Consider the following 26,736-nt stretch of genomic DNA (forward strand, 5'->3'; position numbering starts at 1 on the left):
TCATGAAACACATACTGCCGCGCGGTTCCGCCCTGTTGGCCATGCTGCTGGTGCTGGCCGGCTGCGCGGTCGGGCCGCAATACGACAAGCCCGCCGTCGCCGTGCCGGCGGCCTACAAGGAAGCCGCCGCCTTGCCGGCCGGCCAGGCCGGCGCCTGGCAAGCCGCCCAGCCCGCCGAGGACGCCTTGCGCGGACAATGGTGGAAGATCTTCGGCGACCCGGCGCTGGACGCGCTGGAAGACGAGGCGCAGCGCGCCAATCACAGCCTGCAGGCGGCCGCGGCGCGGCTGGCGCAGGCGCGGGCCTTGCAGCGCGACGCCCGCTCGGCGCGCTTTCCGCGCGTGGACGCCGGCTTCGGCCCGACGCGCCAGCGCCCGTCGCCGGCCTCGCAGGGCCTGGAGCCGGAGGCCTCGACGCAGGCCTCCACCCTGTGGCGCGGGCAGCTGTCGGTGGCCTACGAGGCCGACCTGTTCGGCCGCGTCTCGGCCACGGTGGACGCCGCCACCGCCGACTCGCAGCAAAGCGAGGCGCTGTACCGCTCGGTGCTGCTGGCCCTGCAGGCTGACGTGGCGCAAGGCTATTTCCTGATCCGCGAACTGGACGCCGAACTGCGCATCTACCGGCAGACGGTGGAACTGCGCGGCGAAACGCTCAAGCTGATCCAGCGCCGCTACGACGCCGGCGACATCAGCGAACTGGACCTGGCGCGCGCCCGCGCCGAACTGGAGTCGGCACGGGCCGAGGCCTTGGGCGTGGAGCGCCGCCGCGCCGCCGCCGAGCATGCGCTGGCCGTGCTGCTGGGCAAGACGCCGGCCGAGTTCGCCATGCCGGCGCTGCCGCTGGCGCGCGTGGCGGTCAACGTGCCCGCGGGGCTGCCGTCCTCGCTGCTGGAACGGCGCCCCGACATCGCCGCCGCCGAGCGCACCATGGCCGCGGCCAACGCGCGCATTGGCGCGGCGCGGGCGGCGTTCTTCCCGCGCCTGGACATCACCGGCGCGGCGGGGTTCGAATCGGCCGAGCTGGGCCAGCTGTTCGAGTGGTCCAGCCGCACCTTCCTGCTGGGACCGCTGGTGGGCGCGGCCCTGTCGCTGCCCATCTTCGACGGCGGCCGGCGCCAGGCCAGCCTGGACCGCGCCCGCGCCGTCTACGAAGAAGACGTGGCCAACTACCGCCAGACCGTGCTCGACGCCTTCCGCGAAGTGGAGGACAACCTCGCCAACCTGCGCATCCTGGCCGACCAGACCCAGGCCCAGGACGCCGCGCTGGACGCCTCGGCGCGCGCGGCCCGGCTGTCGCACACCCAGTACCGCGAAGGGTCCATCAGCTACCTGGACGTCATCGAGGCCGATCGCACCGTCCTGTTGCAACAGCGCGTGGCCGTGCAGCTCGACGGCGAGCGCGCCCGCTCCGCCGTCCAGCTCGTACGCGCGCTGGGCGGCGGCTGGGACACGCCCATCCCCCCACCTTCCCAGGAGTCCGTCTCCGCAGGAAAACGGGCGGCGGCAAACTCCTGAGCCGGTCGGAGCGCCTGTCCCCGCAGGGGAAGCGACACCTGCGGCCAGGGTGCCTGTCCCGGCGGGGACAGGCACACCCTGTCGCAGATATCAGTCCCCATGCCGGGACAGGCGCCGGTGTTCCGGTGCTTCGGTCCAGCCGCGCTTCGAACGATAATGCCCGCATGGCCCACCCACCCACCGAAGCGGCGATCGCGCCGCCCCGCCTGTTCTTCGCCCTGTGGCCGGACCCCGCCACGGCGGCCCGGCTGGCGGATTGGGCGGCGCACGCGCAGCTGGCATACGGCGGACGCGTCATGCGCACCGATACCCTGCACCTGACGCTGGCGTTCCTGGGCGCGGCCACGCCCGCCCAGGCCGCCGAGCTGTGCGCCGCCACCGCGGCACGGCGCATCGCGCCGGCCACCCTGGCGCTGGCCCGCTATGGCCTGTTCGCCCGCCAACGCATCGTCTGGGCCGGCCCGCAGCAGGCCGACGCCGCGCTGGCGGCGCTGCACGACGACTTGTGGACGTGGCTGCGCGCCCTGGGCTGGCCCGCGCCGCAGCAGGGTTTCCAGCCGCATGTCACGCTGCTGCGCAACGTGGACGCCCATGCCGCCGCGCCCGCGCCGCCGCCGCCCGTGGCGTGGCGCTACGACCACTACGCGCTGGTGCAGTCGCAGCCGCAGCACGGACGGGCCAGCTACCGGGTGCTGGCGCGCACGGCAGCCTAGGCCCGGCCGCGCGCCATGGCACAATCCGCCCACCATCCCATCACCTGCGCAGGGACAGCATGCTGATACTGCTGGACCAGGACGGCGTCCTGGCCGATTTCGAACACGCCTTCATCGACGCGTGGCGCAAGCGCCACCCCGATATCGAGCCGGTTGCGTTCGAGGACCGCAAGTCGTTCCATATCCGCGAAGACTATGCGCCCGAATTGCGGGGCCTGGCCGAGGCCATCTACACCGCGCCCGGCTTCATCCGCGACCTGCCGCCCGTGCCGGGCGCCATCGAGGCATTCCGCGAGCTGCTGGCGCTGGGCATGGACGTGCGCATCTGCTCGTCGCCGCTGATGCAGTTCGAGAACTGCGTGGCCGAAAAGTATCTCTGGGTCGAACGCCACCTGGGCCGCGAGGCCACGCAGCGGCTGATCCTGACGCGCGACAAGACGCTGGTGCAGGGCGACCTACTGATCGACGACCGGCCGGTCATCACGGGCGCGGCGCGGCCGCGCTGGCGCCACATCATCTACGACGCGCCGTACAACCGCGACCAGACCGACCGGCCCCGCCTGGACTGGCGCAATTGGCGCAATGTGCTGGCGGGCGAACTGTACCGCTCGGACGCCTGAACCGCCCTCCTCCCGCCGGCCGAAAACGACTATTCTGTGTGTCTACGCAGCATGACAGAATAAAAAGACAGGCGCCCGCCGTGCCGCGGCCTTGCGCTTGCCGAACCCGTTTCAGGAGGAGGTAGCGTCGTGAATCTTTATCGTCTGCTCAAGCAACGCGAGGCCGATCAGAAACCCTTGCGGGTGGCGTTGATCGGGGCCGGCAAGTTCGGCTCGATGTTTCTCAGCCAGGTGCAGCGCACCCCCGGCATGCGGCTGGTGGCGGTGGCCGACCTGGCGCCCGACCGGGCGCGCGCCGCGCTGACCCGGGTGGGCTGGCCCGCCGCGGCCCTCAACGCCGACACCATCCACCACGCCGTCAAGACCGGCAAGGTGTATTTCAGCGACGACGTGCGCTCGGTGATCGTCGATCCGGAAGTCGAGATCGTCATCGACGCCACCGGGCAGGCCGCCGCCGGCATCGAACACGTGCTGACCTGCTGCGAATACGGCAAGCACATCATCATGGTCAACGTCGAAGCCGACGCGCTGGCCGGCCCGCTGCTGGCGCGCCGCGCGCGCGAGGCGGGCATCGTCTATTCGCTGGCCTATGGCGACCAGCCGGCGCTGATCTGCGAAATGGTGGACTGGGCGCGCGCCAGCGGCTTCGAGGTGGTGGCCGCCGGCAAGGGCACCAAGTACCTGCCCGAGTTCCACACCTCCACGCCCGATACGGTGTGGCCGTACTACGGCTTCACCGACGAGATGGTGGCGGCAGGCGATTTCAATGCGCAGATGTTCAACAGCTTCCTGGACGGCACCAAGAGCGCCATCGAAATGGCGGCCGTCTCGAATGCCACCGGGCTGCTGCCCTCGCCCACCGGCCTGCATTTCCCGCCATGCGGCGTGGACGACCTGGCGCGCGTGCTGCGGCCGCGCGAGGAAGGCGGCATGCTGCACCATCGGGGCCAGGTGGAAGTGGTGTCGTCGCTGGAGCGCGACGGCCGGCCGGTATTCCGCGACCTGCGCTGGGGCGTCTACGTGACGCTGGCCGGCGACAGCGACTACGTGCGCCGCTGCTTCAAGGAATACGGGCTGGTCACCGACCCCAGCGGCAATTATTCGGCCATGTACAAGCCCTATCACCTGATCGGGCTGGAGCTGGGCATCAGCGTGGCCAGCGTCGGCCTGCGGCGCGAACCGACCGGCTCGCCGGCCGGCTGGCATGGCGACGTGGTCGCCACCGCCAAGCGCGACATGGCGGCTGGCCAGGAACTCGACGGCGAAGGCGGATACACGGTGTACGGCCGCCTGATGCCGGCGCGCGACTCGGTGGCCGATGGCTGCCTGCCGCTGGGCCTGGCGCACAACGTGCGGCTGAAGCATCCGGTGCGGCAATCGCAGCCGATCCGCTGGAGCGACGTCGAGTACGACGAGCGCTCGCCGGCCGTGCAGTTCCGCCGCCTGATGGAGCAGACCTTCGCCTGACACGTTTCCTGCCCCCCAGGGGGCAGGAAACCGCGTCCGTTACGCAAGCCTGGTGGCGGTCAGCGCTTCAGTTGCGACAGGTCGCGCACGGCGCCGCGGTCGGCCGAGGTGGCCAGCGCCGCGTAGGCGCGCAGCGCCTGGGACACCGCGCGCTCGCGGTCGACCGGCTGCCAGGCCTGCTCGCCGCGCGCCTGCATGGCGGCGCGGCGCTCGGCCAGCACGGTGTCGCCGACGGCCAGGTGGATGCGGCGGTTGGGGATGTCGATCTCGATGGTGTCACCTTCTTCGACCAGGCCGATGGTGCCGCCCTCGGCCGCTTCCGGCGAGGCATGGCCGATCACCAGGCCCGACGAGCCGCCCGAGAAACGGCCATCGGTGAACAAGGCGCAAGTCTTGCCCAGCCCCTTGGACTTCAGGTAGGACGTGGGATAGAGCATCTCCTGCATGCCGGGGCCGCCCTTGGGGCCTTCGTAGCGGATGATGACCACGTCGCCGGCCTGCACGCGATCGCCCAGGATGCCTTCGACGGCGTCTTCCTGGCTTTCGAACACGCGCGCGCGGCCGGTGAAGACCCATTGCGATTCATCCACGCCCGCCGTCTTGACGATGCAGCCCTTCTCGGCCAGGTTGCCGTACAGCACCGCCAGGCCGCCGTCCTGCGAATAGGCGTGGGCCTTGTCGCGGATGCAGCCGGTCTGGCGGTCCATATCCAGCGTCAGGAAGGTCGCGTCCTGGCTGAAGGCCACCGTGGTCGGAATGCCGCCGGGCGCGGCGCGGAAGAATTTCTGGGCGGCTTCGCCGGCGCCGCCGTTGATGTCCCACTGGTTGATCGCCTCGCCCAGCGTGCCGCTGTGCACGTTGCCGCACGACAGGTCGAGCAGGTCGGCGCGCCCCAGTTCGCCCAGGATGCCGAGGATGCCGCCGGCGCGGTGCACATCCTCGATGTGGTATTTGTCGGTGGCCGGCGCCGCCTTGCACAGGCAGGGCACGCGGCGCGAGATGCGATCGATGTCGGACATGGTGAAATCCACGCCGGCTTCCTGGGCGGCGGCCAGCAGGTGCAGCACCGTGTTGGTCGAGCCGCCCATCGCCACGTCCAGCGTCATGGCGTTCTCGAACGCGCTCTTGGTGGCGATGCTGCGCGGCAGCACCGAGGCGTCGTCCTGCTCGTAGTAGCGCCGGCACAGCTCGACCACCAGGCGGCCGGCCTGCTCGAACAGGCCCTTGCGCCAGGCGTGCGTGGCGACGATGGTGCCGTTGCCCGGCAGCGCCAGGCCGATCGCCTCGGTCAGGCAGTTCATCGAGTTGGCGGTGAACATGCCGGAACAGGAGCCGCAGGTCGGGCACGCGCTGCGCTCGACCTCTTCGGCTTCGGCGTCGGACACGTTGGGATCGGCCGCCTTGATCATGGCGTCGACCAGGTCCAGCTTGGCGATGACCTTGCCGTCGACGGGCGAGGTGATCTTGCCCGCTTCCATCGGCCCGCCCGAGACGAACACCACCGGGATGTTCAGGCGCATCGCGGCCATCAGCATGCCCGGGGTGATCTTGTCGCAGTTCGAGATGCACACCATGGCGTCGGCGCAGTGCGCGTTGACCATGTACTCGACCGAGTCGGCGATCAGCTCGCGCGAGGGCAGCGAGTACAGCATCCCGCCGTGGCCCATGGCGATGCCGTCGTCGACCGCGATGGTGTTGAATTCCTTGGCCACGCCGCCGGCGGCCTCGATCTCGCTGGCCACCAGCGCGCCCAGGTCGCGCAGGTGCACGTGGCCCGGCACGAACTGGGTGAACGAGTTCACCACGGCGATGATGGGCTTGCCGAAATCGCCATCCTTCATGCCGGTAGCGCGCCATAGCGCGCGCGCGCCTGCCATGTTGCGGCCATGGGTGGAAGTACGGGAGCGATAGTGCGGCATGGTCTTTCTCGAACGGTTCGGGTTGCGCGAAACGCTAGATAATACGCCGGATCCGGGCGCGACGCCCCGCCGGCGCCTCAGGCCGGCGGCTCGCGCCGCGCCGCGAAGGCGCTGGGCGGCTCGCCGATGGCGCGCCGGAACATCGCCGCGAAGGCGCTGGGGCTGTCATAGCCCAGTTCCAGGGCCACATCCAGCACCCGCACGCCCTCGGCCAGCCGCTGCATGGCCCACAGCAGGCCAGCCTGCTGGCGCCAGCGGCCGAACGTCATGCCGGTGTGGCGCACGAACAGGCGCTGCACGGTCTTGGCCGTCACCCCCAGTTCGGCGGCCCACTCGGCCAGCCCGCGCGCCGCGCCGGGCTCGCTCAGGATGCCGCGGCATACGCGCGCCACGCGCGGCTCGTCGGGTTGCGGCAAATGCAGGGGCAGCGCCGGCTCCAGCCGGATTTCGTCCAGCAGCAGCGCCATCAGCCGGGCATCGCGCCCGCCCGGCCGCCAGTCCGGCGGCACCCGGGTGGCGGCCACGATCAGCTCGCGCAGCAGCGGCCCCACCGCCAGCACGCAGCAACGATCCGGCAAATGACCGGCCGCCCGCGGCGCCACGAAAACGGTGCGCACGCGCGGCTGGCCATGCATGCGGATGCTGTGCGCCATGCCGGCCGGCAGCCATATTCCCCGGGTGGGCGGCGCCACCCAGATACCGGCCTCCGCCTGCACCGTCATCACCCCCTCGATCGCGTACAGCAGCTGCGCGCGCCGGTGGCGATGGCGCGGCACGTGCTGGCCGTCGCGGTAGTCGACGGCCAGCGCCGTCACCGGCGCGCTGGCGTGCTCGTGCGGCGCCAATTGCGGCTTGGATTCGGCAATGTCCTTTTCAAGCGGATTCATGTCTTGTTGGCGTTAGACGGACATGCCCAGTGTACCTACCATGAGGCTTCCCTGACAGGCCGGAGACATCATGCTCGCCCACCCCGCAACCAAATACCGCCCCTTCGCCCCGTTCGCCGCCGACCATGCCGAGCGCGCCTGGCCCGCCCGCAGGCCGGCCGCCGCCCCGATCTGGATGAGCACCGACCTGCGCGATGGCAACCAGGCCCTGATAGAACCCATGGACGGCGCCCGCAAGCTGCGCCTGTTCGAACAGCTGGTGGCCGTCGGCCTGAAGGAAATCGAAGTCGCGTTCCCGTCGGCCTCGCAGACCGACTTCGACTTCGTGCGCAAGCTGATCGACGAGCGGCGCATCCCCGACGACGTCACCATCGAGGCGCTGACGCAGTCGCGCCCCGACCTGATCGCGCGCACCTTCGAGGCCCTGGCCGGTTCGCCGCGCGCCATCGTGCACCTGTACAACCCCATCGCGCCGCAGTGGCGTCGCATCGTGTTCGGCATGAGCCGCGCCGAGATCAAGGAAATCGCGCTGGCTGGCACGCGCCAGATCCGCGCGCTGGCCGACGCGAACCCGGGCACGCAATGGATCTATGAATACTCGCCGGAGACGTTCAGCCTGGCCGAGCTGGATTTCGCCAGGGAAGTCTGCGATGCCGTCAGCGCCATCTGGGGCCCCACACCGCAACGCAAGATGATCATCAACCTGCCGGCGACCGTGGAGTCGAGCACCGCGAACGTCTATGCCGACCAGATCGAATGGATGCATCGCAGCCTGGCGCGGCGCGACTGCATCGTGCTCAGCGTGCACCCGCACAATGACCGCGGCACCGCCGTGGCCGCGGCCGAGCTGGCGGTGCTGGCCGGGGCCGAACGGATCGAGGGGTGCCTGTTCGGCAACGGCGAGCGCACCGGCAACGTGGACCTGGTGGCGCTGGCGCTCAATCTGGAGCGCCAGGGCATTGCCAGCGGCCTGGATTTCCGCGACATGGCCGCCCTGCGGGCCTGCGTGAGCGAGTGCAACCAACTTCCCATCGACGTTTTCCACCCCTACGCCTGGCTCGACCAGGACTGACGCTAAGGAGAATCCGCAGGCGATTCCGGGGTCAATCCGCCCGTTGCGGCGCCTCGGTCCAGCGGAAGTATTCGCGCGGCGACACCCCCAGGGCGCGCCGGAACATGGCGGTGAAGGCGCCCGGGCTGCCGTAGCCCAGGTCCAGCGCCACGGCGGTGATCTGCTCGCCGCGCGACAGCCGCGCCAGCGCCTCCATCAGCAGCACCTTCTGCCGCCAGGCATTGAAGCTGGCGCCGGTCTGGGCGCGGAACAGCCTGGTCAGGTTGCGCCGGCTCAGCCCCCCGTAGGCGGCCCAGGCGTCCAGGCTGCCGGCGTTGGCCGGGTCGCGCAGCAGGGCCTGGCAGATGCGCGCCAGGCGCGCATCGCGCGGCATGGGCACATACAGCGGAGCGGCGCACACATGGCGCATCTCGTCGAGGATCAAGGCCCGGATATGGCCGGCGCGCTCGCTGCCGGCGTCCTGCGGCGGCAGCTTGACCGCCTCCAGGATGAGCGCCTGCAGCAACGGCGATACCTGGATCGTCTGGCATGCCGCCGGCAAGCCGTCGGCATGCGCCGGGTCGATGTACAGCGACCGGATCGCCACGCTTTCGAAGCCGCGTGTCTGGTGCAGCACGCCGGGCGCGATCCACAGCGCCTGGCCGGGCGCGACGACCCAGCTGCCCAGGTCGGTGATCACCGTCACGACCCCGCTCATGGCGTACAGCAGCTGGCCGCGATCGTGCCGATGCAGGGAGCTGACCGTGCCGGCCGGGTAATCGGTGGCCAGCGCCGCCATTTCGCCGGGCGCGCTTTGCACCTGCCGCGTCAGCAGATCCAGGTACGACAACTGGCGCGGCGCGGGAAACGCGGGCGCGCGGCGGGGCGACGGGTCTTTCGCGATCGCGGGCATGGTCGGACGGCGTACAGGGCTGGACCGGAAAATGATATGACAGCCCGCCCCGGCGGCCATAGCGGGTAAACGACTATAGCGGCCCGCCGCGCGCCCCCGGTTCGGCCTGCGCGCGCCACTACTTGGCCCGACCGCGCCAGTATGGCGCCCGCCGCCGCCCTAGGATGTCGGCATCGCTCACTGCCGACAGGACGCCACGTTGACCACCGCCGCGCTGCCATATCCCCTGGACCCGCAGATCCAGCGTTTCGTCGAACGCATGCAGGCCGATTCCGCCGCCCACCCGCGCCGCGACCTGGTGCCGGTGGAGCAGGCCCGCGCCATTTCCGAGGCGGTGCGCCGCCCGTGGGCCGAAGGCGGGCCGCAAATGGCCCGCACCCGGGAAATCCACGCGCCCACGCCGCACGGGCCGGTACGCCTGCGGGTGTACACGCCGCGCGCGGCCCGGCCGGGCCCGGCGCTGCTGTATGTACATGGCGGCGGCTGGGTGCTGTTCAGCCTGGATACGCACGACCGCCTGATGCGGGAGTACGCCGAACGCGCCGGCCTGACCGTGATCGGCGTCGACTACACCCGTGCGCCCGAGGCGCGCTACCCGCGGGCCATCGAGGAGATCGTCGGCGTGATCGACTGGCTGGACGCCAACGGCGCCGAACTGGAGGTGGATCGCGCCCGGCTGTGCATCGGCGGCGACTCGGCCGGCGCCAACCTGTCGGTGGCCGCCTGCCTGACGCTGCGCGAACGCGGCGCCGCGCCGCTGGCCGGCATGGTCCTGAACTACGGCGTGTACGACGCCAATCTGTTTCGCGACTCGACCGTCAAGTACGGCGGCGGCGAATACCTGCTGTCGACCCAGCAGATGGTGTGGTTCTACTGGAACTACCTGCGCGCCGGCGACGATCCGCGGGATCCGCGCATCAGCCCGGTGCACGCGGACCTGCGCGGCCTGCCGCCGGCCTTCATGGCCATCACCGAACTCGACTTGCTGCACGACGCCAACCAGGACATGGCCGCGCGCCTGCGCGAAGCCGGCGTGGACGTGCAGGCGAAGGTCTATCCGGGCACGGTGCACAGTTTTCTGGAGGCGGTATCGCTGGCGCAGGTCAGCGTGGCCGCCTTCGACGATACCGCGGCCTGGCTGCGCGCGGTGCTGCGGCCGGCTGCGGCGGCGGCGGCGATCCATACGGGGGAACACCAACCATGAACTACCGACACATCCGGGGCACGCTGCGCGCCCTCCTGCTGGCCAGCGCCGCCATCGCCACCCTGGCCGGCGCGCCCGCGCAAGCCCAGACCCGCGGCGGCACGCTGCGCGCCATCGTGCATCCCGAGCCGCCCATCCTGATCACCGCCATCAATTCGCAATCGCCCACCCAGTTCGTCGGCGGCAAGATCTTCCAGGGCCTGTTGACCTACGACGCGGACCTCAAGCCGCAACCCAGCCTGGCGCGCGCCTGGCGCATCTCGCCCGACGGCCTGGTCTATACCTTCGAGCTGCAGCCCGACGTGAAATGGCACGACGGCAAGCCGTTTACCGCCGACGACGTGGTGTTTTCCATCGACAAGCTGGTGCGCGAGGTGCATCCGCGCACCAAGCTGATCCTCAACGCCTATGTGGAAAGCGTGCGCGCGGTAGACCCGGCCACCGTGGAAATCCGCCTGAAGGAACCCTTCGCCCCCTTCATCTCGATGTTCGAGACCGGCACCATGCCCATGATGCCCAAGCATCTCTACGAGGGCACCGATTACCGCAACAACCCCGCCAACCAGCACCCGGTGGGCACCGGTCCGTTCAAATTCAAGGAATGGGTGCGCGGCTCGCACATCGCGCTGGTGCGCAACGACGAATACTGGAAACCCGGCCTGCCCTACCTGGACGGCATCCGCTTCCAGGTCATTCCCGATTCGGCCTCGCGCGCGGTGGCCTTCGAACAGGCCAACGTGGACCTGGTCTACGGCGACGACGTCGACAGCGTCGACATCAAGCGCCTGCGCGCCCTGCCCGGCGTGCAATACACCACCAAGGGCTGGGAGATGTTCGGCCCCATGGGGCTGATGGTGCTCAACCAGCGCGAGGCGCCGTTCGACAATGTGCTGGTGCGGCGCGCCGTCATGCATGCCCTGAACCGCGATTTCATCGTCAAGAACATCTTCTTCGGCATGGGGCGCGTCCCCACCGGGCCGTTCAGCTCGGCCACGCTGTTCCATGACAAGGACCTGCCGGTCTACGACTACAACATCAAGAAGGCGCGCGCCCTGATCAAGGAGTCCGGCGTGGACGTCGGGCAGCGCACCTTGCGGCTGCTGGCGTTCCCGTATGGCGCCAACTGGGAGCGCGTGGGCGAATACACGCGGCAGACGCTGGAGCAGCTCGGCTTCAAGGTGGACATCCAGGCTACCGACGCCGGCGGCTGGGCCAGCCGCATGAGCCAGTGGGACTTCGACATCTCCTTCAACCACCCCTACCAGTACGGCGACCCGGTGCTGGGCGTGCAGCGCCTGTACCTGTCGAGCAACCGCGTCAAGGGCACGCCGTTCGGCAACAACCAGGGCTACCACAACCCCAAGGCCGACGCGCTGTGGCAGCAGGCCGCGCGCAGCGTGGACCCGGCCGAACGCCAGAAGCTGTACAGCGAACTGCAGCGCATCCTGGTGGACGACGCCGCGCTGGGCTGGCTGCTGGAAATCGACTACCCGACGCTGTACCGTGGCAATGTACACAACCTCGTCACCAGCGCCATCGGCGTCAAAGAGAGTTTCGACACGGTCTACCTCGACGCCCGCTGATTCCGCCCATGACCTTGATTGCCATCGCCAGCCAGGCGCCCGACCTGCTGCGCCTGCCGCCCGCCCTGCGCGCCCTGGACCCGTCGATCGACGTCGTGGTCTGGCCCGACCCGCGCTGCGCCGCCGCCGAAGTGGCGGTGTGCTGGGCGCCGCCGCCCGGCGCGCTGGCGGCGATGCCGGCGCTGCGGCTGCTGCATACCGTGTCGGCCGGGGTGGACAACGTGCTGGCCGCGCCCGGCCTGCCGGACGTGCCGCTGTGCCGGGTGGTCGATGCCGAACTGAACCTCGGCATGGCGCAGTACATCCTGTGGGGCGCGCTGTACTTCTCGCGCGGCTTCGACCAGGCGCGCGCCAGCCAGGCCGCCGGCCAATGGCGCCGCCCCGACCGCTACGGCCAGCCGCCGCTGCGCGTGGGCCTGATGGGCCTGGGCGCGATCGGCATGGCGGCGCTGCCGCTGCTGCGCGCCGCCGGCCTGCCGGTGACGGGCTGGTCGCGCACCGCCAAGCGCATCGACGGCGTCGCCACCCATCATGGACCCGACGGGCTGGCGCCATTCCTGGCCGCCAGCGACATCCTGGTCAACCTGCTGCCGCTGACCGAATCCACCCGCGGCCTGCTGTGCGCGGCCACCTTCGCCGGCCTGCCGCCCGGCGCGGCGCTGATCCACTGCGGCCGCGGCGCCCACCTGGTGGAAGCCGACCTGCAGGCAGCGCTGGCCGACGGCCGCCTGCGCGGCGCCCTGGTCGACGTCTACGCGCAGGAGCCGCTGCCGCCGCAGCACCCGCTGTGGCGCTGCCCCAGCCTCGTCATCACCCCGCACATGGCCTCGGTCGCGCCGTTCGAGCGCGTGGCCGGCCAGATACTGGAAAACCTGCGCCGCCTGAACGCCGGCGAGGCGCTCATGAACCTGGTCGACCCGCGACGCGGCTACTGACCCGCCGGCAAGGAGATTCTGGATGTACACCCCGCCCGCCTATGAAGAACGGGACCGCCACAAGCTGCACGCCTGGATGCGCGACTGGAGCTTCGCCACCCTGGTCACCCATGGCGACCAGGGCCTGCAAGCCACGCACCTGCCCTTCCTGCTCGACCCGCTGCGCGGGCCCCACGGCACCCTGATCAGCCACCTGGCGCGGCGCAATCCGCAGGCCGCCGACATCCAGGCCGGCGCCCAGGCGATGGTGGTATTCCAGGGTCCGCACGCCTTCATCTCGCCCAGCTGGTACCGCAACCGACAGACCTTCCCCACCTGGAACTACGCCGCCATCCACGCCCATGGCCAGGCCGCCGCCATCGAAGACGCGCAGCGCATCCGCGCCATCCTGACCCGCACCGTACAGACCTACGACACGCCGCTGGGCGGCGAGTGGACGTTCGAGGCCATGCCGGAAGACCTGATCGTGCCGCGCCTGTCGGCCATCATCGCGCTGGAGATCCCCATCGCCCGGCTCGAAGGCAAGGTGAAACTGAACCAGGACAAATCCCCGGAAGACCGCGCCGGCGTACTGGCCGCGCTGGAGAACCGCCGCGACCCGGGCAGCCGCGGGGTGGCGCGCATGATGCGCGAGGCGCTGCTGGCCTAGCGCAACGCAGGCCGGGCGCCAGGCTCAGTCGCGCGGCGATGCCTGGAGGCGGACCAACCTGCCCGTTTCGAGCGCCGCCCAAACGCACCCATGCGGGTCGATGGCGATACCGTGCGGCTCCGACCCGGGAGCCGCAAGCTCATAGCCCGCCAGATCGCCCGCTTCCGAAATGCGGCCGATACGGTTGGCGCCCCACTCGGTGAACCAGAGGTTGCCGGCGGCATCGGCCGCAATCGCATGCGGCCTGGCTGCACGGCTGTGCAACGGGAATTCGGTAATGCGCCCGCCCGCGTCGAACCGGGCAATCGCCCCATTGCCGGCCTGCGCGATCCAGAGAGCGCCCTGGGCATCGGATGCAATGCCTACCGGCGCCGCGTCGGCCGCGCCGAGCGGGAAAATCCGCGGCGCCGCCGTCGCCGATATGCTGCCTACGGCGCCCGCCTGATTCAAGGTGAACCACATCAGCCTGTCGCGCCCGGCGGCCATGCAGGACGGATATCCGCCCTTCACGGGCAGATCATATTCCTCGATATCGCCGTCGATCGTGATGCGGCCGATACGATCCCCCGCCATCTCCGCGAACCAAAGGCAGCCATCGTGGCCGCCGGCAATGCCAAAGGGACGGGAAGCCGGGCGGGGCAGCTCGAACATCCGCAAGGCGCCGTCGGGCGCCAGGCGGCCGATGGCATTGGCCGACGAGAGCGTGAACCAGGGCCGGCCGTCCGGGCCGCAGGTGATCGTGGTGGGCTGGCCATCGGCGTGCGGCAATGGGAAGCGCGACACGGCTCCGTCCGGCGACAGCCGCCCTATGGCATTGCCCTTTGCCAGCGTAAACCACAGCGCGCCGTCGGGAGTCGAAGCGACGCCATAAAGCGCCTCCTGCGGCTTGCCTACGGGGAATTCCGTCATCTCGACTTGGTTCATGAAGTGGCCTCATCGAACTGCACGCGGCGTGCCTGTCCCAGCGGGGACAGGCGCCCGAGCACCAGATTTTTTCTTGTACGAACCATGAAACCGACCATCTTCCCTTATCGATCGCGGCGGCGCACACTAGCACGGCCTCTTTCGACCATGCGCCATGACCGCCTCCATGCCCACCGCAATCCTGATCCGTGACAGCCGCGACGCCGACCTGCCGGCCATCGCCGCGATCTACGCCCACCATGTCCTGCACGGCACCGCGTCGTTCGAGCTGGAGCCGCCCGGTCTGGAAGCCTTGCGCGAACGCCGCGCGGCGGTGCTGGCGCATGGCCTGCCCTACCTGGCGGCCGAATGCGGCGGCGAGATCGTCGGCTACGCCTACGCCACGCCATACCGGCCGCGCCCGGCCTACCGCCATACGGTGGAAGACTCGGTCTATGTCCGCGCCGGACACGCCGGCCAGGGCATCGGCGGCAAGCTGCTGGCGGCGCTGATCGAACGCTGCGCCGCCGGCGGCTGGCGCCAGATGCTGGCGGTGGTGGGCGACAGCGCCAACACCGCCTCGGTGGCCCTGCATGCGCGCCATGGCTTCGATACCATCGGCACCTTCCGCTCGGTGGGCTACAAGCACGGCCAATGGCGCGACACCGTCCTGATGCAGCGGGCGCTGGGCGAGGGCGACGCCACGCCGCCCGGCCGCCCGTGACCCCTGCCCGCGCGATCACCAGGGGCGGCGCGCCGTCCTCAATCCGCGTGCGCCGCGCCGGCCACCCAGCGCTCCCAACCGTTCTTGCGCAGGGCGCAGGCCGGGCAATGGCCACAGCCGTAGCCCCAGTCGTGGCGCTGGCCGCGCTCGCCCAGGTAGCAGGTATGGCTGTGCTCGATCACCATGTCGACCAGCGCCTGCCCGCCCAGCCGGTCGGCCAGTTCCCAGGTCTGGGCCTTGTCCAGCCACATCAGCGGCGTCTCGATGGTGACCCGCGTACCCAGCCCCAGGCCCAGCGTTACCTGCTGCGACTTGATGGTGTCGTCGCGGCAGTCCGGGTACCCGGAAAAATCGGTTTCGCACATGCCGCCCACCAGCACGTCGAGCTGGCGGCGGTAACCGAGCGCCGCGGCCAGCGTCAGGAACAGCAGGTTGCGGCCGGGCACGAAGGTATTGGGCAGGCCGTTGGCCTGCATCTCGATCTCGCGGTCGCTGGTCATGGCGGTGTCGCCCACCTGCGCCAGGATGCCCAGGTCGAGCAGATGATCGTCGCCCAGGCGCTGGGCCCAGTCGGGAAAGTTGGCGCGCAGTTCGCGCAGCACGACCTGGCGGGCATCCAGCTCGACGCGATGCCGCTGGCCGTAGTCGAAACCCAGCGTCTCGACGTGGGCATAGCGCTCCAGCGCCCAGGCCAGGCAAGTGGTGGAATCCTGTCCGCCCGAGAACAGCACCAGGGCGCGTCGTTGATGGTTTTGCATAAGACACCGGAACAAATGAAGCGCGGCGCGGCCGCCACGGCCTGACTGTACCGCAGCCCGCGCTTGTAAGGATGGCTGCGTACAATGCCCCGGTCTCGAATTGCCAGTTCCGCCTTACCCACATCCTTCCCATTCCCCAGCGCCAAGGCGCCCCGACGGATCCCTTTCAGATGAACGCAATCCGCCAGCAGTCCGACTCAGCAGAACCCCTACGTCACGATATCCGGCTGTTGGGCCGGTGCCTGGGCGAAGTCATCCAGGCTTGCGAGGGCAAGCGGGTGTACGACACGATCGAAACCCTGCGCCGTACCGCCGTCCGGTTTCGCCGTGCCGGCGACCCGGCCGACGACAAGCTGCTGCAGGCCCGCGTCAAGCAATTGCGAGGCAACGACCCCAATTCGGTGGCGCGCGCGTTCAGCTACTTCCTGCACCTGTCCAACATCGCCGAGGACCGCGACCAGAACCGGCGCCAGCGCGACCGCGCCCTGGCCGGCGCCGGTCCGGAGCGCGGCAGCCTGCGCCAGGCCATCGAATCGCTCAAGGCGCAGGGCGTGAACAATGCCCGGATCCGCCGCCTGCTGAGCGAGGCCTGCGTGATGCCGGTGCTGACCGCCCACCCCACCGAAGTGCAGCGCAAGAGCACGCTGGACGTGCACCGCGAAATCTCTTCCCTGCTGGTGCAGCGCGAGCGCGAACTGACCGCCGACGAACTGTCCGAACTGGACCTGGCCCTGATCGGCCAGGTCGCCACGCTGTGGCAGACGCGCATGCTGCGCTACACGCGGCTGACCGTGGCCGACGAGATCGAGAACGCGCTGTCCTATTACCGCAGCACCTTCCTCAACGTCATCCCGCGCGTCTACGGCGACCTGGCCCGGCTGCTCAACCGCGAGCCCGTCAAGCCGTTCACGCCGCCGCCCCCGCCGCTCGAACCGTTCCTGCGCATGGGCAGCTGGATCGGCGGCGATCGCGACGGCAATCCCAACGTCGACGCCGCCACGCTGGAGCGCGCGCTGCTGCGGCAGGCCACGGTGCTGTTCGAGCACTACCTGCAGGAGGTCCACGCGCTGGGCGCCGAACTGTCGGCCAGCACATTGCTGATCGAGGCCGACCCGGCGCTGCTGGCGCTGGCCGACGCGGGCGGCGACGACTCGCCCCACCGGCGCGACGAACCCTACCGGCGCGCGCTGATCGGCATCTACGCCCGGCTGGCGGCCACCGCCCGCCACCTGACCGGCCAGGAGCTGGCGCGCCGCGCCACCGTTCCCGCCGCCCCGTACGACACGCCCGACGCGCTGGCGGCCGACCTGGCGGTCATCGCCGCCTCGCTAGCGGCGCACCACGGCGCGCCCATCGCGCGCCTGCGCCTGAGCGGCCTGCAGCAGGCAGTAACCGTATTCGGCTTTCACCTGGCCACCGTGGACCTGCGCCAAAGCTCGGATGTGCACGAACGCGTGCTGGCCGAGCTGTTCGCGCGCGCCGGCGACGGCATCGACGGCCAGGCGGTGGACTACCTGGCGCTGGACGAGGCGGCCCGCGTGGCCGTGCTGCGCCGCGAGCTGGCGCATGCGCGGCCGCTGGCCTCGCCGTGGATCGCCTACAGCGAAGAAACCGCGAGCGAGCTGGCGGTGCTGCGCGCCGCCGCCGCCGGGCGCGCCCGCTATGGCAGACAGGCCGTGCTGCAGAGCATTGTTTCGCACACCGAAACCCTCAGCGACCTGCTGGAAGTACTGGTTCTGCAGAAAGAGGCCGGGCTGATCGCGCCGCCTGGCGAAACCATCGCGCCTGGCGACGGCCTGATGGTGGTGCCGCTGTTCGAAACCATTCCCGACCTGCAGCGCGGCCCCGAGATCATGGCGGCCTGGCTGGACCTGCCCGAAGTCCGCCAGCGCGTACGGCTGGCGCAGGGCGATACCCAGGAAGTCATGCTGGGCTACTCCGACAGCAACAAGGACGGCGGCTTCCTGACCTCGAACTGGTCCCTCTACCAGGCCGAACGCGCGCTGGTCGACGTCTTCAGCGCCCGCTCGGTGCGCCTGCGCATGTTCCACGGACGCGGCGGCTCGGTCGGCCGCGGCGGCGGCTCCAGCTACGACGCCATCCTGGCGCAGCCGCCGGGCACCGTGGCCGGCCAGCTGCGCCTGACCGAACAGGGCGAGGTCATCCAGAGCAAATACAAGGACGCCGAAGTCGGCCGTTGGCACCTGGAGCTGCTGGTGGCCGCCACGCTGGAGTCGTCGCTCGCGCCGCAGGCCGCCGCCACCTCGGCCGAAGACGCCCACATGCAGCAGCACGCGCCGGCCATGTCGTTCATGTCGGAACTGGCGCAACGCACCTATCGCGGCCTGGTCTACGACACGCCGGGCTTTGCCGATTATTTCTTCGCCGCCACTCCGATCAGCGAAATCGCCGGGCTGAACATCGGCTCGCGCCCTGCCTCGCGCAAGAAGGGCCAGCACATCGAGGACCTGCGCGCCATTCCGTGGGGATTCTCGTGGGCGCAATGCCGCCTCATGCTTACCGGGTGGTACGGCATGGGCTCGGCCATCGAAGCCTATCTGGAAACCGGTGCGCAAGGCGCGCCGCGCTCGCGCCGCGCCCGGCTGGCGCAGCTGCGCGAGATGGCCAGCGACTGGCCGGCTTTCCGCACCCTGCTGTCGAACATGGAGATGGTGCTGGCCAAGTCCGATCTCGCCATCGCCGCCGGCTATGCCCAACTGGTGCCGCGGCGCGGCCTGCGCGAGCGGGTGTTCGGCGCCATCACGGCCGAGCACGGCCGCACGCTGGCCATGCTGCGCCTGCTGACCCGGCGCGAGCTGCTGGCCGACAACCCCGGCCTGATGGCCTCGCTGCGCGAACGCTTCGCCTATATCGATCCGCTGAACTACCTGCAGATCGAGCTGATCAAGCGGCACCGCGCCGCGCAGCGGCGCGCCGGCGATGACGCCGACATCCGCGTGCCGCGCGCCATCCACCTGACCATCAACGGCATTGCCGCCGGCCTGCGCAACTCGGGTTGAGCCGTGCGCCCAGCGTAGGAAAAAACGCTTCAGAGCAGCATATTTCTCCAGAAAAACTCTGGGATGCCGCCCTGAAGCGTTGCAGTTACTGCGATTTCTTACAGGCAATCTTCCCAAACCATCTCAATCGCCCCCGGCGCGCTACGGCACCGTGCATTGCGTATCCGCCGACGCCCGGACGATAGCTTCCTACAAGCCTGGAAACCTCCCAACATTTTGAGGCGCCGCGTCCTAGGATGATTCGTTTTTGATCATCCCAGTTTCGCACCATGCCTGCTCGACGCACTCCTCGCACCGCGGTTTGTGAGGCCTCCGTCCGTTCATCGCCACGTTGGATCCATTGCACCGGATTCGCGCTGTGCGCGCTGCTGGCGGCATGCGGAGGCGGCGGCGGAGGCGGCGGCGGTGGAGGTGGTGGCGGAGGTGGTGGCGGCAGCCCGGGCGGCCGTGCGCCATCGGCGCCGCAACCCGCCCCTTCGCCACGCCCCGAACCTGGACCCGAGCCGGCACCCAATCCTGCGCCCAGGCCTGCTCCGCAACCGCCGGCGCCCGCGCCTGGAGCGCCCCGTCCTCCCGCGCCGCCACCGGAGGCTCCCCCGCCCGTGATGCCGCCGCCGGCCGTGCCGCCTCAGCTGCCCGAAGTGCCGGCCGCAGACCTGCCCCGCGTGCGCGCGCCGCTGTCGACATACCGGCGGCCGCAACGCACCGACTTCGTCACGCCCGCCGGCGGGCCGTTCATCGCCAAGCAGGACAAGGCCCTCAACACCATCGACCTGAAGATGGCGCACGACCAGAAGCTGCGGGGCTACCGCGTCAAAGTCGCGGTCGTCGACGAAGGCGTGCGCAGCGACCATCCGCTCCTGAACGTCGAGAAGAAATACGGCGGCGATTACATGGCCGACGGCACCCGCACCTACCCCGACCCCAAGCGCCAGGGCAGGCACGGAACCTCGGTCGCCCTGGTACTGGCCGGACAGAACACCGACACGTATCGCGGCGGCGTCGCGCCCAATGCCGACCTCTATTCGGCCAATATCGGCACGCGGGCCGGCCATGTCTCCGACGAAGCCGCCTTCCACGCCTGGAGCGACCTGCTCGGGCACGGCATCAAGATCTTCAACAACAGTTTCGCCACCGAAGGTCCGGAAGGCGAGCAGCGCGTCAAGGAGGACCGCAACGAATACCAGCGCGCCGCCAACAAGCAGAACACCTACATCGGACGACTCGATCGCCTGGTGCGCGACGGCGCGCTCCTCATTTTCGCCGCCGGCAACGGCAGGCCCTCGGGTCGCGCCTACAGTGAGGTCGGCTCGGTCGGACGCACCCCTCGCGTCGAGCCGCACCTGCAACGCGGCCTGATCGTGGTCACCGCGGTGGACGAAAACGGCAGGCTCGAAACATGGGCCAACCGCTGCGGGCAGGCGCAGCAATGGTGCCTGGCCGCGCCCAGCACCGCCTACCTGCCCGGCCTCGACAAGAACAACCCCGACAGCATCCACGTCGAACAGGGCACGTCGCTATCCGCGCCGCTGGTCACCGGCGCCGCCGTACTGGTGCAGGATCGCTTTCGCTGGATGGACAACGACAACCTGCGCACCACCTTGCTGACCACGGCGCAGGACAAGGGCCCGTACGGCGTCGACCCGCAGTACGGCTGGGGCGTGCTCGACGTGGGCCGCGCCGTGCAGGGCCCGGCGCAGTTCGCCTTCGGCGACTTCGTCGCCCGGGTTACGGATACCTCCACGTTCGGCAACGACATCTCCGGCGCCGGCGGGCTGGTCGTCGACGGCCCCGGCGCGCTGGTCCTGGCCGGCGCCAATACCTATGCCGGCCGCACCACCATCAAGCGCGGCACCCTCGACGTCTTTGGCAGCGTCACGTCCGCCGTCACCGTCGAGCCTGGCGGCACGCTGACCGGCATCGGCACCGTCGGCACGGTGACCAACCAGGGCACGGTGGTCAACAAGGAGGCCGGCCTGCACGTCAAGGGAGATTACTCGCAGACCGCGCAGGGCCTGCTGGTCACCGACATCGGCTCGCTGCTCGACGTATCCGGCAGGGCCAGCCTGGCCGGCCGGCTGCATGTGGACGACATCCGCCCCGGCTACGTCGGCGGCGACGGGAAAAGCGTCCCGGTCATCAAGGCCGGCGCGGTGTCCGGCGTCTTCGCCACGCTGACGCGCAGTCCGGGCCTGCTGCTCAACGCCCGGCTGGACTACCAGCCCCAGGCCGTCTACCTGACCATGCGGCGCGCCGAGCGTGTCCATGCCGTGGCGCAGCGGGCCGCGGACGACGGGCGCCGCGCGTCGGTGCTGGCCGTGGCCGAGCGGCTCGACGCCGCGATGCGCGAACTCGATGCCCTGCCCGAGTCGCAGCGCGACGCCGCGGCGCCGGCGGCCGCCATCGGACGCATCCAGCGCGTGCAAAGCCGCAAGGTGCTGCAGGACAACCTGTATTCGCTGGCCGGCGCCACCTACGCCAACGCCGCCGCGGTCAACACGCTGGAGCAGAACCGCTGGATGGACCGCCTCGAGAACCACCTGGCCCAGACCGGCGGCGAGCGCGTGGCGGCCATCGCCGAGTATCGCCACGGCCAGTTGCGCTGGCGCCCCGATGGCCTGCAAGGCCGCCAGCGCGGCAACGGCATCATGCTGGGCCTGGCGCGCGAAGTCTCGGCCGGCCTGAGCCTGGCCGCGGCGCTGACCCACAGCCGCACGCACTGGGACGAATCGTCCGGCGCGCCGGCCCGCGACAACGCCGCCATGACCACGCCGGGCGTACTGCTGGGCGCGCGCCGCGCCTGGGACGACGGCTGGTTCGTACAGGGCGCACTGGGCTATAGCCGCTACCGCAACCAGGCCACGCGCCACATCTCGCTCGGCGATGCCGGCCACACCGTCGGCGCCACCGCCCGGGGCCACGTCTGGCAGGCCGACGCCGGCCTGGGACGCCAGTGGACGCTCGCCCCCGGACACACGCTGGCGCCTCGGGCGGGGCTGCAACTCACGCATCTGCGCCAGCAAGGTTTCAGCGAGAGCGGCGCGCAAGGACTGGGGCTGCGCGCCCGCGCCTTGACGCGCACCGTGCCCACGCTGTGGGCGCAACTGCAAAGCCGCCATGCCTTCATGCTGGGAGCCACGCCCATGACGGCGCAGCTGCAACTGGGCGTCTGGCATGACCTGCGCGCGCGGCGCTACGCCGCCTCCGGCGGTTTCGCCGGCCTGGCGCAGGACCAGGGCGCCAGCGGCTACTGGCCCGTGCCGCGCACGCGCGTACAGGGCGCGCTCGGACTGCGCGCCGAGTTCGCGCCAGGCCTCGCGCTGGGGCTGGGCTACACGGGCCAGCTTGCCACGCACTGGGTCGATCACCAGCTCAGCGCCAGCCTCACTTACCGCTACTGACTCTGCGCCCGCCTCGGCACAGGGGCTGACGCCCGCCGGCGCTCCGGGGTGCCTGTCCCCGCCTGAGGACTGGCGTCTGCCCGTGCATGTGCCTGTCCCCGCGGGGACAGGCACACTGCCGTACGCCATCGACGCTTGACCGCCCGCACCGGTACGGACTCACGGTCACGCGATGGCGCGCCCACCTGATGGACGCTCCCCTGGCCTGATTTGTCCGCCATCTGGATTCTTAGTACTATCCCGAAATAAATTCTATATGCGCACAAATGTTCGTATATAGAACACAAAGATTTTTCTGGCTGCGGCACAGGAAGGCACCCTACGGAAGAGACGCCCGGCCTGCCGGACGCCGCCGGGCAGCCCGAGACACGCCGCGGCTTCATCCGAGTGAGCATGCAATGGATAACCCCATCCAGAATCTGGCGGTCGTCGGCGCGGGCGCCATGGGCAGCGGCATCGCCGCCCTGTTCGCCTCCAAGGGCTTCGACGTGGTGCTGATCGACCCGATGGCAGGCGCGCTGACGCGCGCCGCCCAGGTCATCGAACGGCAACTGGGCGTGTACGCGCCGGACGCCATCGCGCCGGCCATGCAGCGCATCCGCATGGACGCCGGCCTGGAAGCGGCCTGTTCGGCGCAGCTGGTGATCGAGGCGGTGCCGGAAAAACTGGCGCTCAAGCGCGACATCTTCGCCCGGCTCGACACCCTGTGCGATCCGCAGGCCATCTTCGCCACCAACACGTCCGGCCTGTCGATCAACGACATCGCCCAGGCCGTCACGCGCCGCGACCGCTTCGTCGGCACCCACTTCTTCACGCCGGCCGATGTGATCCCGCTGGTGGAGGTGGTGCGCAACGACGATACGTCCGAGCAGACCGTGGCGCGGGTCATGGGCATGCTGCGCGCCGGCGGCAAGCGGCCGGTGCTGGTACGCAAGGATATTCCCGGCTTCATCGCCAACCGCATCCAGCACGCCCTGGCGCGCGAAGCCATCTCCCTGCTGGAAAAAGGCGTGGCGAGCGCCGAGGACATCGACGAAGTCGTCAAGTGGAGCCTGGGCATCCGCCTGGCGCTGTCCGGCCCGCTGGAGCAGCGCGACATGAATGGCATCGACGTGCACTACGCGATCGCCAGCTATCTCTACCAGGATCTCGAAAACCGCACCACGCCGTCCGAACTGCTCGAGAACAAGGTGCAGGCAGGCGAACTGGGCGCCAAGAGCGGCCAGGGCTTCTATGCCTGGCCGCCCGAGCGCCGCGAGCGCGTGCTGCGCGACAAGAGCGCCGCACTGGCCGAACTGGCCGCCTGGCTCGAGAGCAGAAAGCCGGTTTGACCGCTACATCCCCCCAGCCTTGCCGCCCGTCTTCCGGGGCCTGTCCCCGCGGGGACAGGCCCCCCACACCACGCAAACGCAACGCCTTACCAAGAAATATGTAGGAAGCACCATGAATAAACTCACGTCCTTTTTCACGGAGCTGATGCGCAAGTATCTGCCCGATCCATTCGTTTTCGCGATCGCGCTGACCCTGTTGACCGTGCTGATGGCTTTCGGCATCGAAGGCCAGCCGCTGGACCAGATCACCCGTGAATGGGGCAAGGGATTCTGGAGCCTGCTGGCCTTCACCACCCAGATGGCCGTCATCCTGGCCATGGGCTATGTGCTGGCCACCGCGCCGCTGACCGACCGCCTGCTCGACCGCATCGTCAGCCACGTGCACCAGCCGCGCACCGCCATCATTGTCGCGACCCTGGTCGGCGGCGTCGGCAGCTACCTGAACTGGGGTTTCGGCCTGGTGATCGGCGGCGTGGTCGCCAAGAAACTGGCGCTGAAGGTCAAGGGCGTGCACTACCCCCTGATCATCGCCGCCGCCTACAGCGGCTTCACGATGTACGGCCTGGGCCTGTCGGCCAGCATCCCGGTGCTGGTCGCCACGCCCGGCCATCCGACGGCCGACCAGATGGGCGTGATTCCGCTGTCGGAAACCATTTTCTCGCTGCCCATGCTGATCACCAGCCTGGTGATCATCGTCACCCTGCCGCTGCTCAACGCCTGGCTGCACCCCAAGCAGGGCGAAAAGGTCGTCGAAGTGGATCCGGCCATCGACCAGGGCAGCGCGCCGGCCAAGGCCGCCGACGAGCTGACCGCCGAGGATACGCTGGCCAGCCGCCTGAACAACAGCCGCATCCTCAGCCTGCTGATCGGCCTGCTGGGCATCGCCTATGTGGTGTTCTATTTCATGGACGGCAAGTCGCTGGACCTGAACCTGATCAACTTCATCATCCTGTTCCTGGGCATCATCCTGCTGGGCACCCCCGCGGCCTATGTGGCCAAGCTGAACGAAGGCATCAAGACCATCTCCGGCATCATCCTGCAGTACCCCTTCTATGCGGGCATCATGGCCATCATGGCCGGCTCCGGGCTGGTGGCCACCATTTCCAAGGTCTTCGTCGACGTCGCCTCGCCGGGCAGCCTGCCGTTCTGGGGCCTGATCAGCTCGTTCGTCATCAACTTCTTCGCGCCCTCGGCCGGCGGCCACTGGGTGATCCAGGGCCCGTTCATGATCGACGCCGCCAAGGAAATCGGCAGCGCGCTCAACCAGACCACCATGGCCGTGATGCTGGGCAACGCCTGGAACGACCTGGTGCAGCCGTTCTGGATCCTGCCCGCCCTGGCACTGTCGAAGCTGAAGCTGCGCGACGTGATGGGCTATACCGTCATCATGATGCTGTGGGTCGGCGTCATCCACATTGCCGCGGTGCTTGCCTGGGGTTACCTGACCCACTGACGCCGCCGCGCCTTCCCTTACGGAGCCCAGCCATGAAACCCACCGCCTACCTGGTCACCGGCGCCTCGTCCGGCATCGGCGCGGCCATCGCCCGCGCCCTGCTCGATGCCGGCCACCGTGTCGTCAACATCGATTACCGCCTGCCCGCCGATGCGCCGCAAGGCCTGGCGTCGTACCAGGCCGACCTGACCGATGAAGCGCAGACGCTGGCCGTCGCCAGGGAAGTGACCGAGGCCTACGACATTGTCGGGCTGGTCAACAACGCTGGCGCCACGCGCCCGGGCACCGCCGACACCGCGACCCTGGCCGATCTCGACTACGTCGTTGCGCTGCATCTGCGCACGGCCATGATCCTGGTCCAGGCGGCGCTGCCGGCCATGCGCGCGGCGGGCTACGGCCGCATCGTCAACATGTCCTCGCGCGCGGCGCTGGGCAAGCCCGAACGGGTGGTTTATTCGGCGACCAAAGCCGGGCTGATCGGCCTGACGCGCACCCTGGCCATGGAGCTGGGCGGCGACGGCATCACGGTCAACGCCATCGGCCCGGGCCCCATCGCCACCGAGCTGTTTCGCAACAGCAACCCCGAAGGCGCGCCGCGCACGCAGCGCATCATCGACAGCATCGTGGTCAAGCGGCTGGGCACGCCCGAGGACGTGGCGCGCGCCGCGATGTTCTTCCTGTCGCCGGACAACGGCTTCGTGACCGGCCAGGTGCTCTATGTGTGCGGCGGCACCACGCTGGGCGTGGCGCCCGTCTGAACGCGGCCATGGCTCCAGCCCGCCTCCTCGCGCATCGCGCGCGCGCCGCCTCAGCGGCGCCGCAGCGCCTGGTTGATGTGCTCGGCCGCGCTGCGCAACGGCGGCAGGAAAGCCTGCAGCATCTCTTCGCGCGAGTACCGGTTGGCATGGCCGCTGACGTTCATCGCGCCGATAACGCGCCCGCCCCGGTCGACGATGGGCACCGCCACCGATTGCAGGCCGGGCTCCAGCTCCTGCACCACGCAGGCGTAGCCGTCGGCGCGCACGCCCGCCAGGATTCGCTTGAGTTCGGCGCGGTCGACCACGGTGGCCGGCGTGTAGGGTTGGATCTGGCTTTCGTCCAGCAGGCGATCCTGCTCGGCCTCGGGCAGCCCGGCCAGCAGCACGCGGCCCATCGAGGTGACCCAGGCCGGCAGCCGGCTGCCCACCGCCAGGTTGATGGTCATGACCTTGTGCGTCGACAGCCGCAGGATGTAGACGATGTCCACCCCATCGAGCACCGAAACCGAGCACGATTCGCGCGTGGTCTCGGCCACCTCTTCCATATAGGGCAGGGCCAGGTCCCACAGCGGCGTAGCCGACAGGTAGGCATAGCCCAGCTCCAGGATGCGCGGCGTCAGGGTGAAGCGCCGGTCTTCCTGGGCGACGTAGCCCAGGCTTGCCAGCGTCAGCAGGATGCGGCGCGCCCCGGCGCGCGTCAGCCCCGTGGCGGCGGCCACCTCCGACAGGGTCATCTGCGGGCGCTGCGGACCGAAGGCACGGATCACGGACAGGCCACGCGCAAACGATTGCACATAGCTGTCGCCGGGTTGCTGAGGTACTTGCTCGACCATGGGACCTGTATGCAGAAGGTGGAAATGCAGCCGCTCGGAACGCGCGCCATTGTAGAGGCGCGAAGCCATTTCGCCGGCCGGCCGCGCCGCGGCCAGGCGC

The 26,736-nt window shown here is 69.7% G+C and carries 21 protein-coding genes; 15 read left to right on the forward strand and 6 right to left on the reverse strand.

Translation table 11 applies throughout. The annotated features are described in order from the left end of the window. The first annotated feature begins 2 nt into the window (after nt 1-2). The 4 genes from EL288_RS21970 (at nt 3) to EL288_RS21985 (ending at nt 4,314) form a co-directional block, all read left to right on the forward strand. On the forward strand, nt 3-1,514 hold the full coding sequence (locus EL288_RS21970) for an efflux transporter outer membrane subunit (RefSeq protein WP_164724951.1): 1,512 nt from the start codon (nt 3-5) through the stop codon (nt 1,512-1,514). Nucleotides 1,515-1,639: 125 nt separating this feature from the next. Beyond that, nucleotides 1,640-2,227, forward strand: coding sequence for an RNA 2',3'-cyclic phosphodiesterase (gene thpR, locus EL288_RS21975; protein WP_003807724.1), 588 nt, complete (start codon nt 1,640-1,642; stop codon nt 2,225-2,227). Nucleotides 2,228-2,286: 59 nt separating this feature from the next. Further along, nucleotides 2,287-2,847, forward strand: coding sequence for a 5'-3'-deoxyribonucleotidase (locus tag EL288_RS21980; RefSeq protein ID WP_003807721.1), 561 nt, complete (start codon nt 2,287-2,289; stop codon nt 2,845-2,847). Nucleotides 2,848-2,976: 129 nt separating this feature from the next. After that, nucleotides 2,977-4,314 (forward strand): NAD(P)H-dependent oxidoreductase, encoded by a 1,338-nt coding sequence (locus tag EL288_RS21985; RefSeq protein ID WP_003807718.1) that lies wholly within the window; start codon nt 2,977-2,979, stop codon nt 4,312-4,314. Between the two features lie 59 nt (nt 4,315-4,373). Here the strand turns inward: EL288_RS21985 and ilvD are convergent, their stop codons facing one another. Next, the gene (ilvD, locus tag EL288_RS21990; RefSeq protein ID WP_033451559.1) at nt 4,374-6,233 is read right to left on the reverse strand and encodes a dihydroxy-acid dehydratase; all 1,860 of its coding nucleotides are present in this window, start codon (nt 6,231-6,233) and stop codon (nt 4,374-4,376) included. 77 nt (nt 6,234-6,310) lie between these two features. Next, entirely contained in the window at nt 6,311-7,120 is an 810-nt protein-coding gene (locus EL288_RS21995; RefSeq protein ID WP_010925805.1) for an AraC family transcriptional regulator, read from the reverse strand. Between the two features lie 70 nt (nt 7,121-7,190). Between EL288_RS21995 and EL288_RS22000 the strand changes: the two genes are divergently transcribed. Continuing rightward, a complete protein-coding gene (locus EL288_RS22000) occupies nt 7,191-8,192 on the forward strand; it encodes a 2-isopropylmalate synthase (protein WP_010925804.1) in 1,002 nt (333 codons plus the stop codon). 31 nt (nt 8,193-8,223) lie between these two features. On the opposite strand, the gene EL288_RS22005 is transcribed toward EL288_RS22000, so the two are convergent. Beyond that, a complete protein-coding gene (locus tag EL288_RS22005) occupies nt 8,224-9,084 on the reverse strand; it encodes an AraC family transcriptional regulator (protein WP_003807710.1) in 861 nt (286 codons plus the stop codon). 199 nt (nt 9,085-9,283) lie between these two features. Between EL288_RS22005 and EL288_RS22010 the strand changes: the two genes are divergently transcribed. From EL288_RS22010 to EL288_RS22025, 4 genes are read left to right on the forward strand one after another with little or no spacing between them, the layout of a single operon-like run. Then, nucleotides 9,284-10,288: an alpha/beta hydrolase gene (locus tag EL288_RS22010; RefSeq protein WP_015038808.1), complete on the forward strand. Its 1,005-nt coding sequence runs from the start codon at nt 9,284-9,286 to the stop codon at nt 10,286-10,288. Further along, entirely contained in the window at nt 10,285-11,871 is a 1,587-nt protein-coding gene (locus EL288_RS22015; RefSeq protein WP_003807708.1) for an ABC transporter substrate-binding protein, read from the forward strand. Before EL288_RS22010 ends, EL288_RS22015 begins: the two co-directional genes overlap by 4 nt. 8 nt (nt 11,872-11,879) lie before the next feature. Beyond that, nucleotides 11,880-12,806, forward strand: a complete 927-nt coding sequence (locus tag EL288_RS22020; protein ID WP_003807706.1) for a 2-hydroxyacid dehydrogenase — start codon at nt 11,880-11,882, stop codon at nt 12,804-12,806. 22 nt (nt 12,807-12,828) lie between these two features. Continuing rightward, entirely contained in the window at nt 12,829-13,455 is a 627-nt protein-coding gene (locus tag EL288_RS22025; protein WP_003807705.1) for an FMN-binding negative transcriptional regulator, read from the forward strand. Nucleotides 13,456-13,479: 24 nt separating this feature from the next. Here EL288_RS22025 and EL288_RS22030 read toward each other — a convergent pair whose 3' ends face one another. Next, a complete protein-coding gene (locus EL288_RS22030; protein ID WP_033458913.1) occupies nt 13,480-14,379 on the reverse strand; it encodes a Vgb family protein in 900 nt (299 codons plus the stop codon). Between the two features lie 154 nt (nt 14,380-14,533). Between EL288_RS22030 and EL288_RS22035 the strand changes: the two genes are divergently transcribed. Next, nucleotides 14,534-15,082, forward strand: coding sequence for a GNAT family N-acetyltransferase (locus EL288_RS22035; protein WP_003807699.1), 549 nt, complete (start codon nt 14,534-14,536; stop codon nt 15,080-15,082). Between the two features lie 38 nt (nt 15,083-15,120). Here the strand turns inward: EL288_RS22035 and queC are convergent, their stop codons facing one another. After that, complete coding sequence (gene queC / locus EL288_RS22040; RefSeq protein ID WP_010929689.1) at nt 15,121-15,840, reverse strand: 7-cyano-7-deazaguanine synthase QueC; 720 nt, start codon at nt 15,838-15,840, stop codon at nt 15,121-15,123. Between the two features lie 71 nt (nt 15,841-15,911). Here queC and ppc point away from each other — a divergent pair, with 71 nt between their 5' ends. The 5 genes from ppc (at nt 15,912) to EL288_RS22070 (ending at nt 25,803) form a co-directional block, all read left to right on the forward strand. Continuing rightward, nucleotides 15,912-18,860, forward strand: coding sequence for a phosphoenolpyruvate carboxylase (gene ppc, locus EL288_RS22045; RefSeq protein WP_080707675.1), 2,949 nt, complete (start codon nt 15,912-15,914; stop codon nt 18,858-18,860). A 605-nt stretch (nt 18,861-19,465) separates the two neighbouring features. After that, nucleotides 19,466-22,261, forward strand: coding sequence for a serine protease autotransporter SphB1 (gene sphB1 / locus EL288_RS22055; protein WP_003807690.1), 2,796 nt, complete (start codon nt 19,466-19,468; stop codon nt 22,259-22,261). Between the two features lie 398 nt (nt 22,262-22,659). Next, the gene (locus EL288_RS22060) at nt 22,660-23,592 is read left to right on the forward strand and encodes a 3-hydroxyacyl-CoA dehydrogenase family protein (protein ID WP_003807688.1); all 933 of its coding nucleotides are present in this window, start codon (nt 22,660-22,662) and stop codon (nt 23,590-23,592) included. A gap of 112 nt (nt 23,593-23,704) precedes the next feature. After that, a complete protein-coding gene (locus EL288_RS22065; protein WP_033446639.1) occupies nt 23,705-25,045 on the forward strand; it encodes a short-chain fatty acid transporter in 1,341 nt (446 codons plus the stop codon). A 32-nt stretch (nt 25,046-25,077) separates the two neighbouring features. Then, the gene (locus EL288_RS22070) at nt 25,078-25,803 is read left to right on the forward strand and encodes an SDR family NAD(P)-dependent oxidoreductase (protein WP_003807684.1); all 726 of its coding nucleotides are present in this window, start codon (nt 25,078-25,080) and stop codon (nt 25,801-25,803) included. 50 nt (nt 25,804-25,853) lie between these two features. On the opposite strand, the gene EL288_RS22075 is transcribed toward EL288_RS22070, so the two are convergent. Next, nucleotides 25,854-26,705 carry an IclR family transcriptional regulator gene (locus EL288_RS22075; RefSeq protein ID WP_003807682.1) on the reverse strand — a complete coding sequence of 284 codons (852 nt, stop codon included), beginning with the start codon at nt 26,703-26,705 and terminating at the stop codon, nt 25,854-25,856. Nucleotides 26,706-26,736: the final 31 nt, after the last annotated feature.

Origin of the sequence: Bordetella bronchiseptica, from assembly GCF_900636925.1 — a bacterium.
In the GTDB taxonomy this organism is placed as follows: domain Bacteria; phylum Pseudomonadota; class Gammaproteobacteria; order Burkholderiales; family Burkholderiaceae_B; genus Bordetella; species Bordetella pertussis.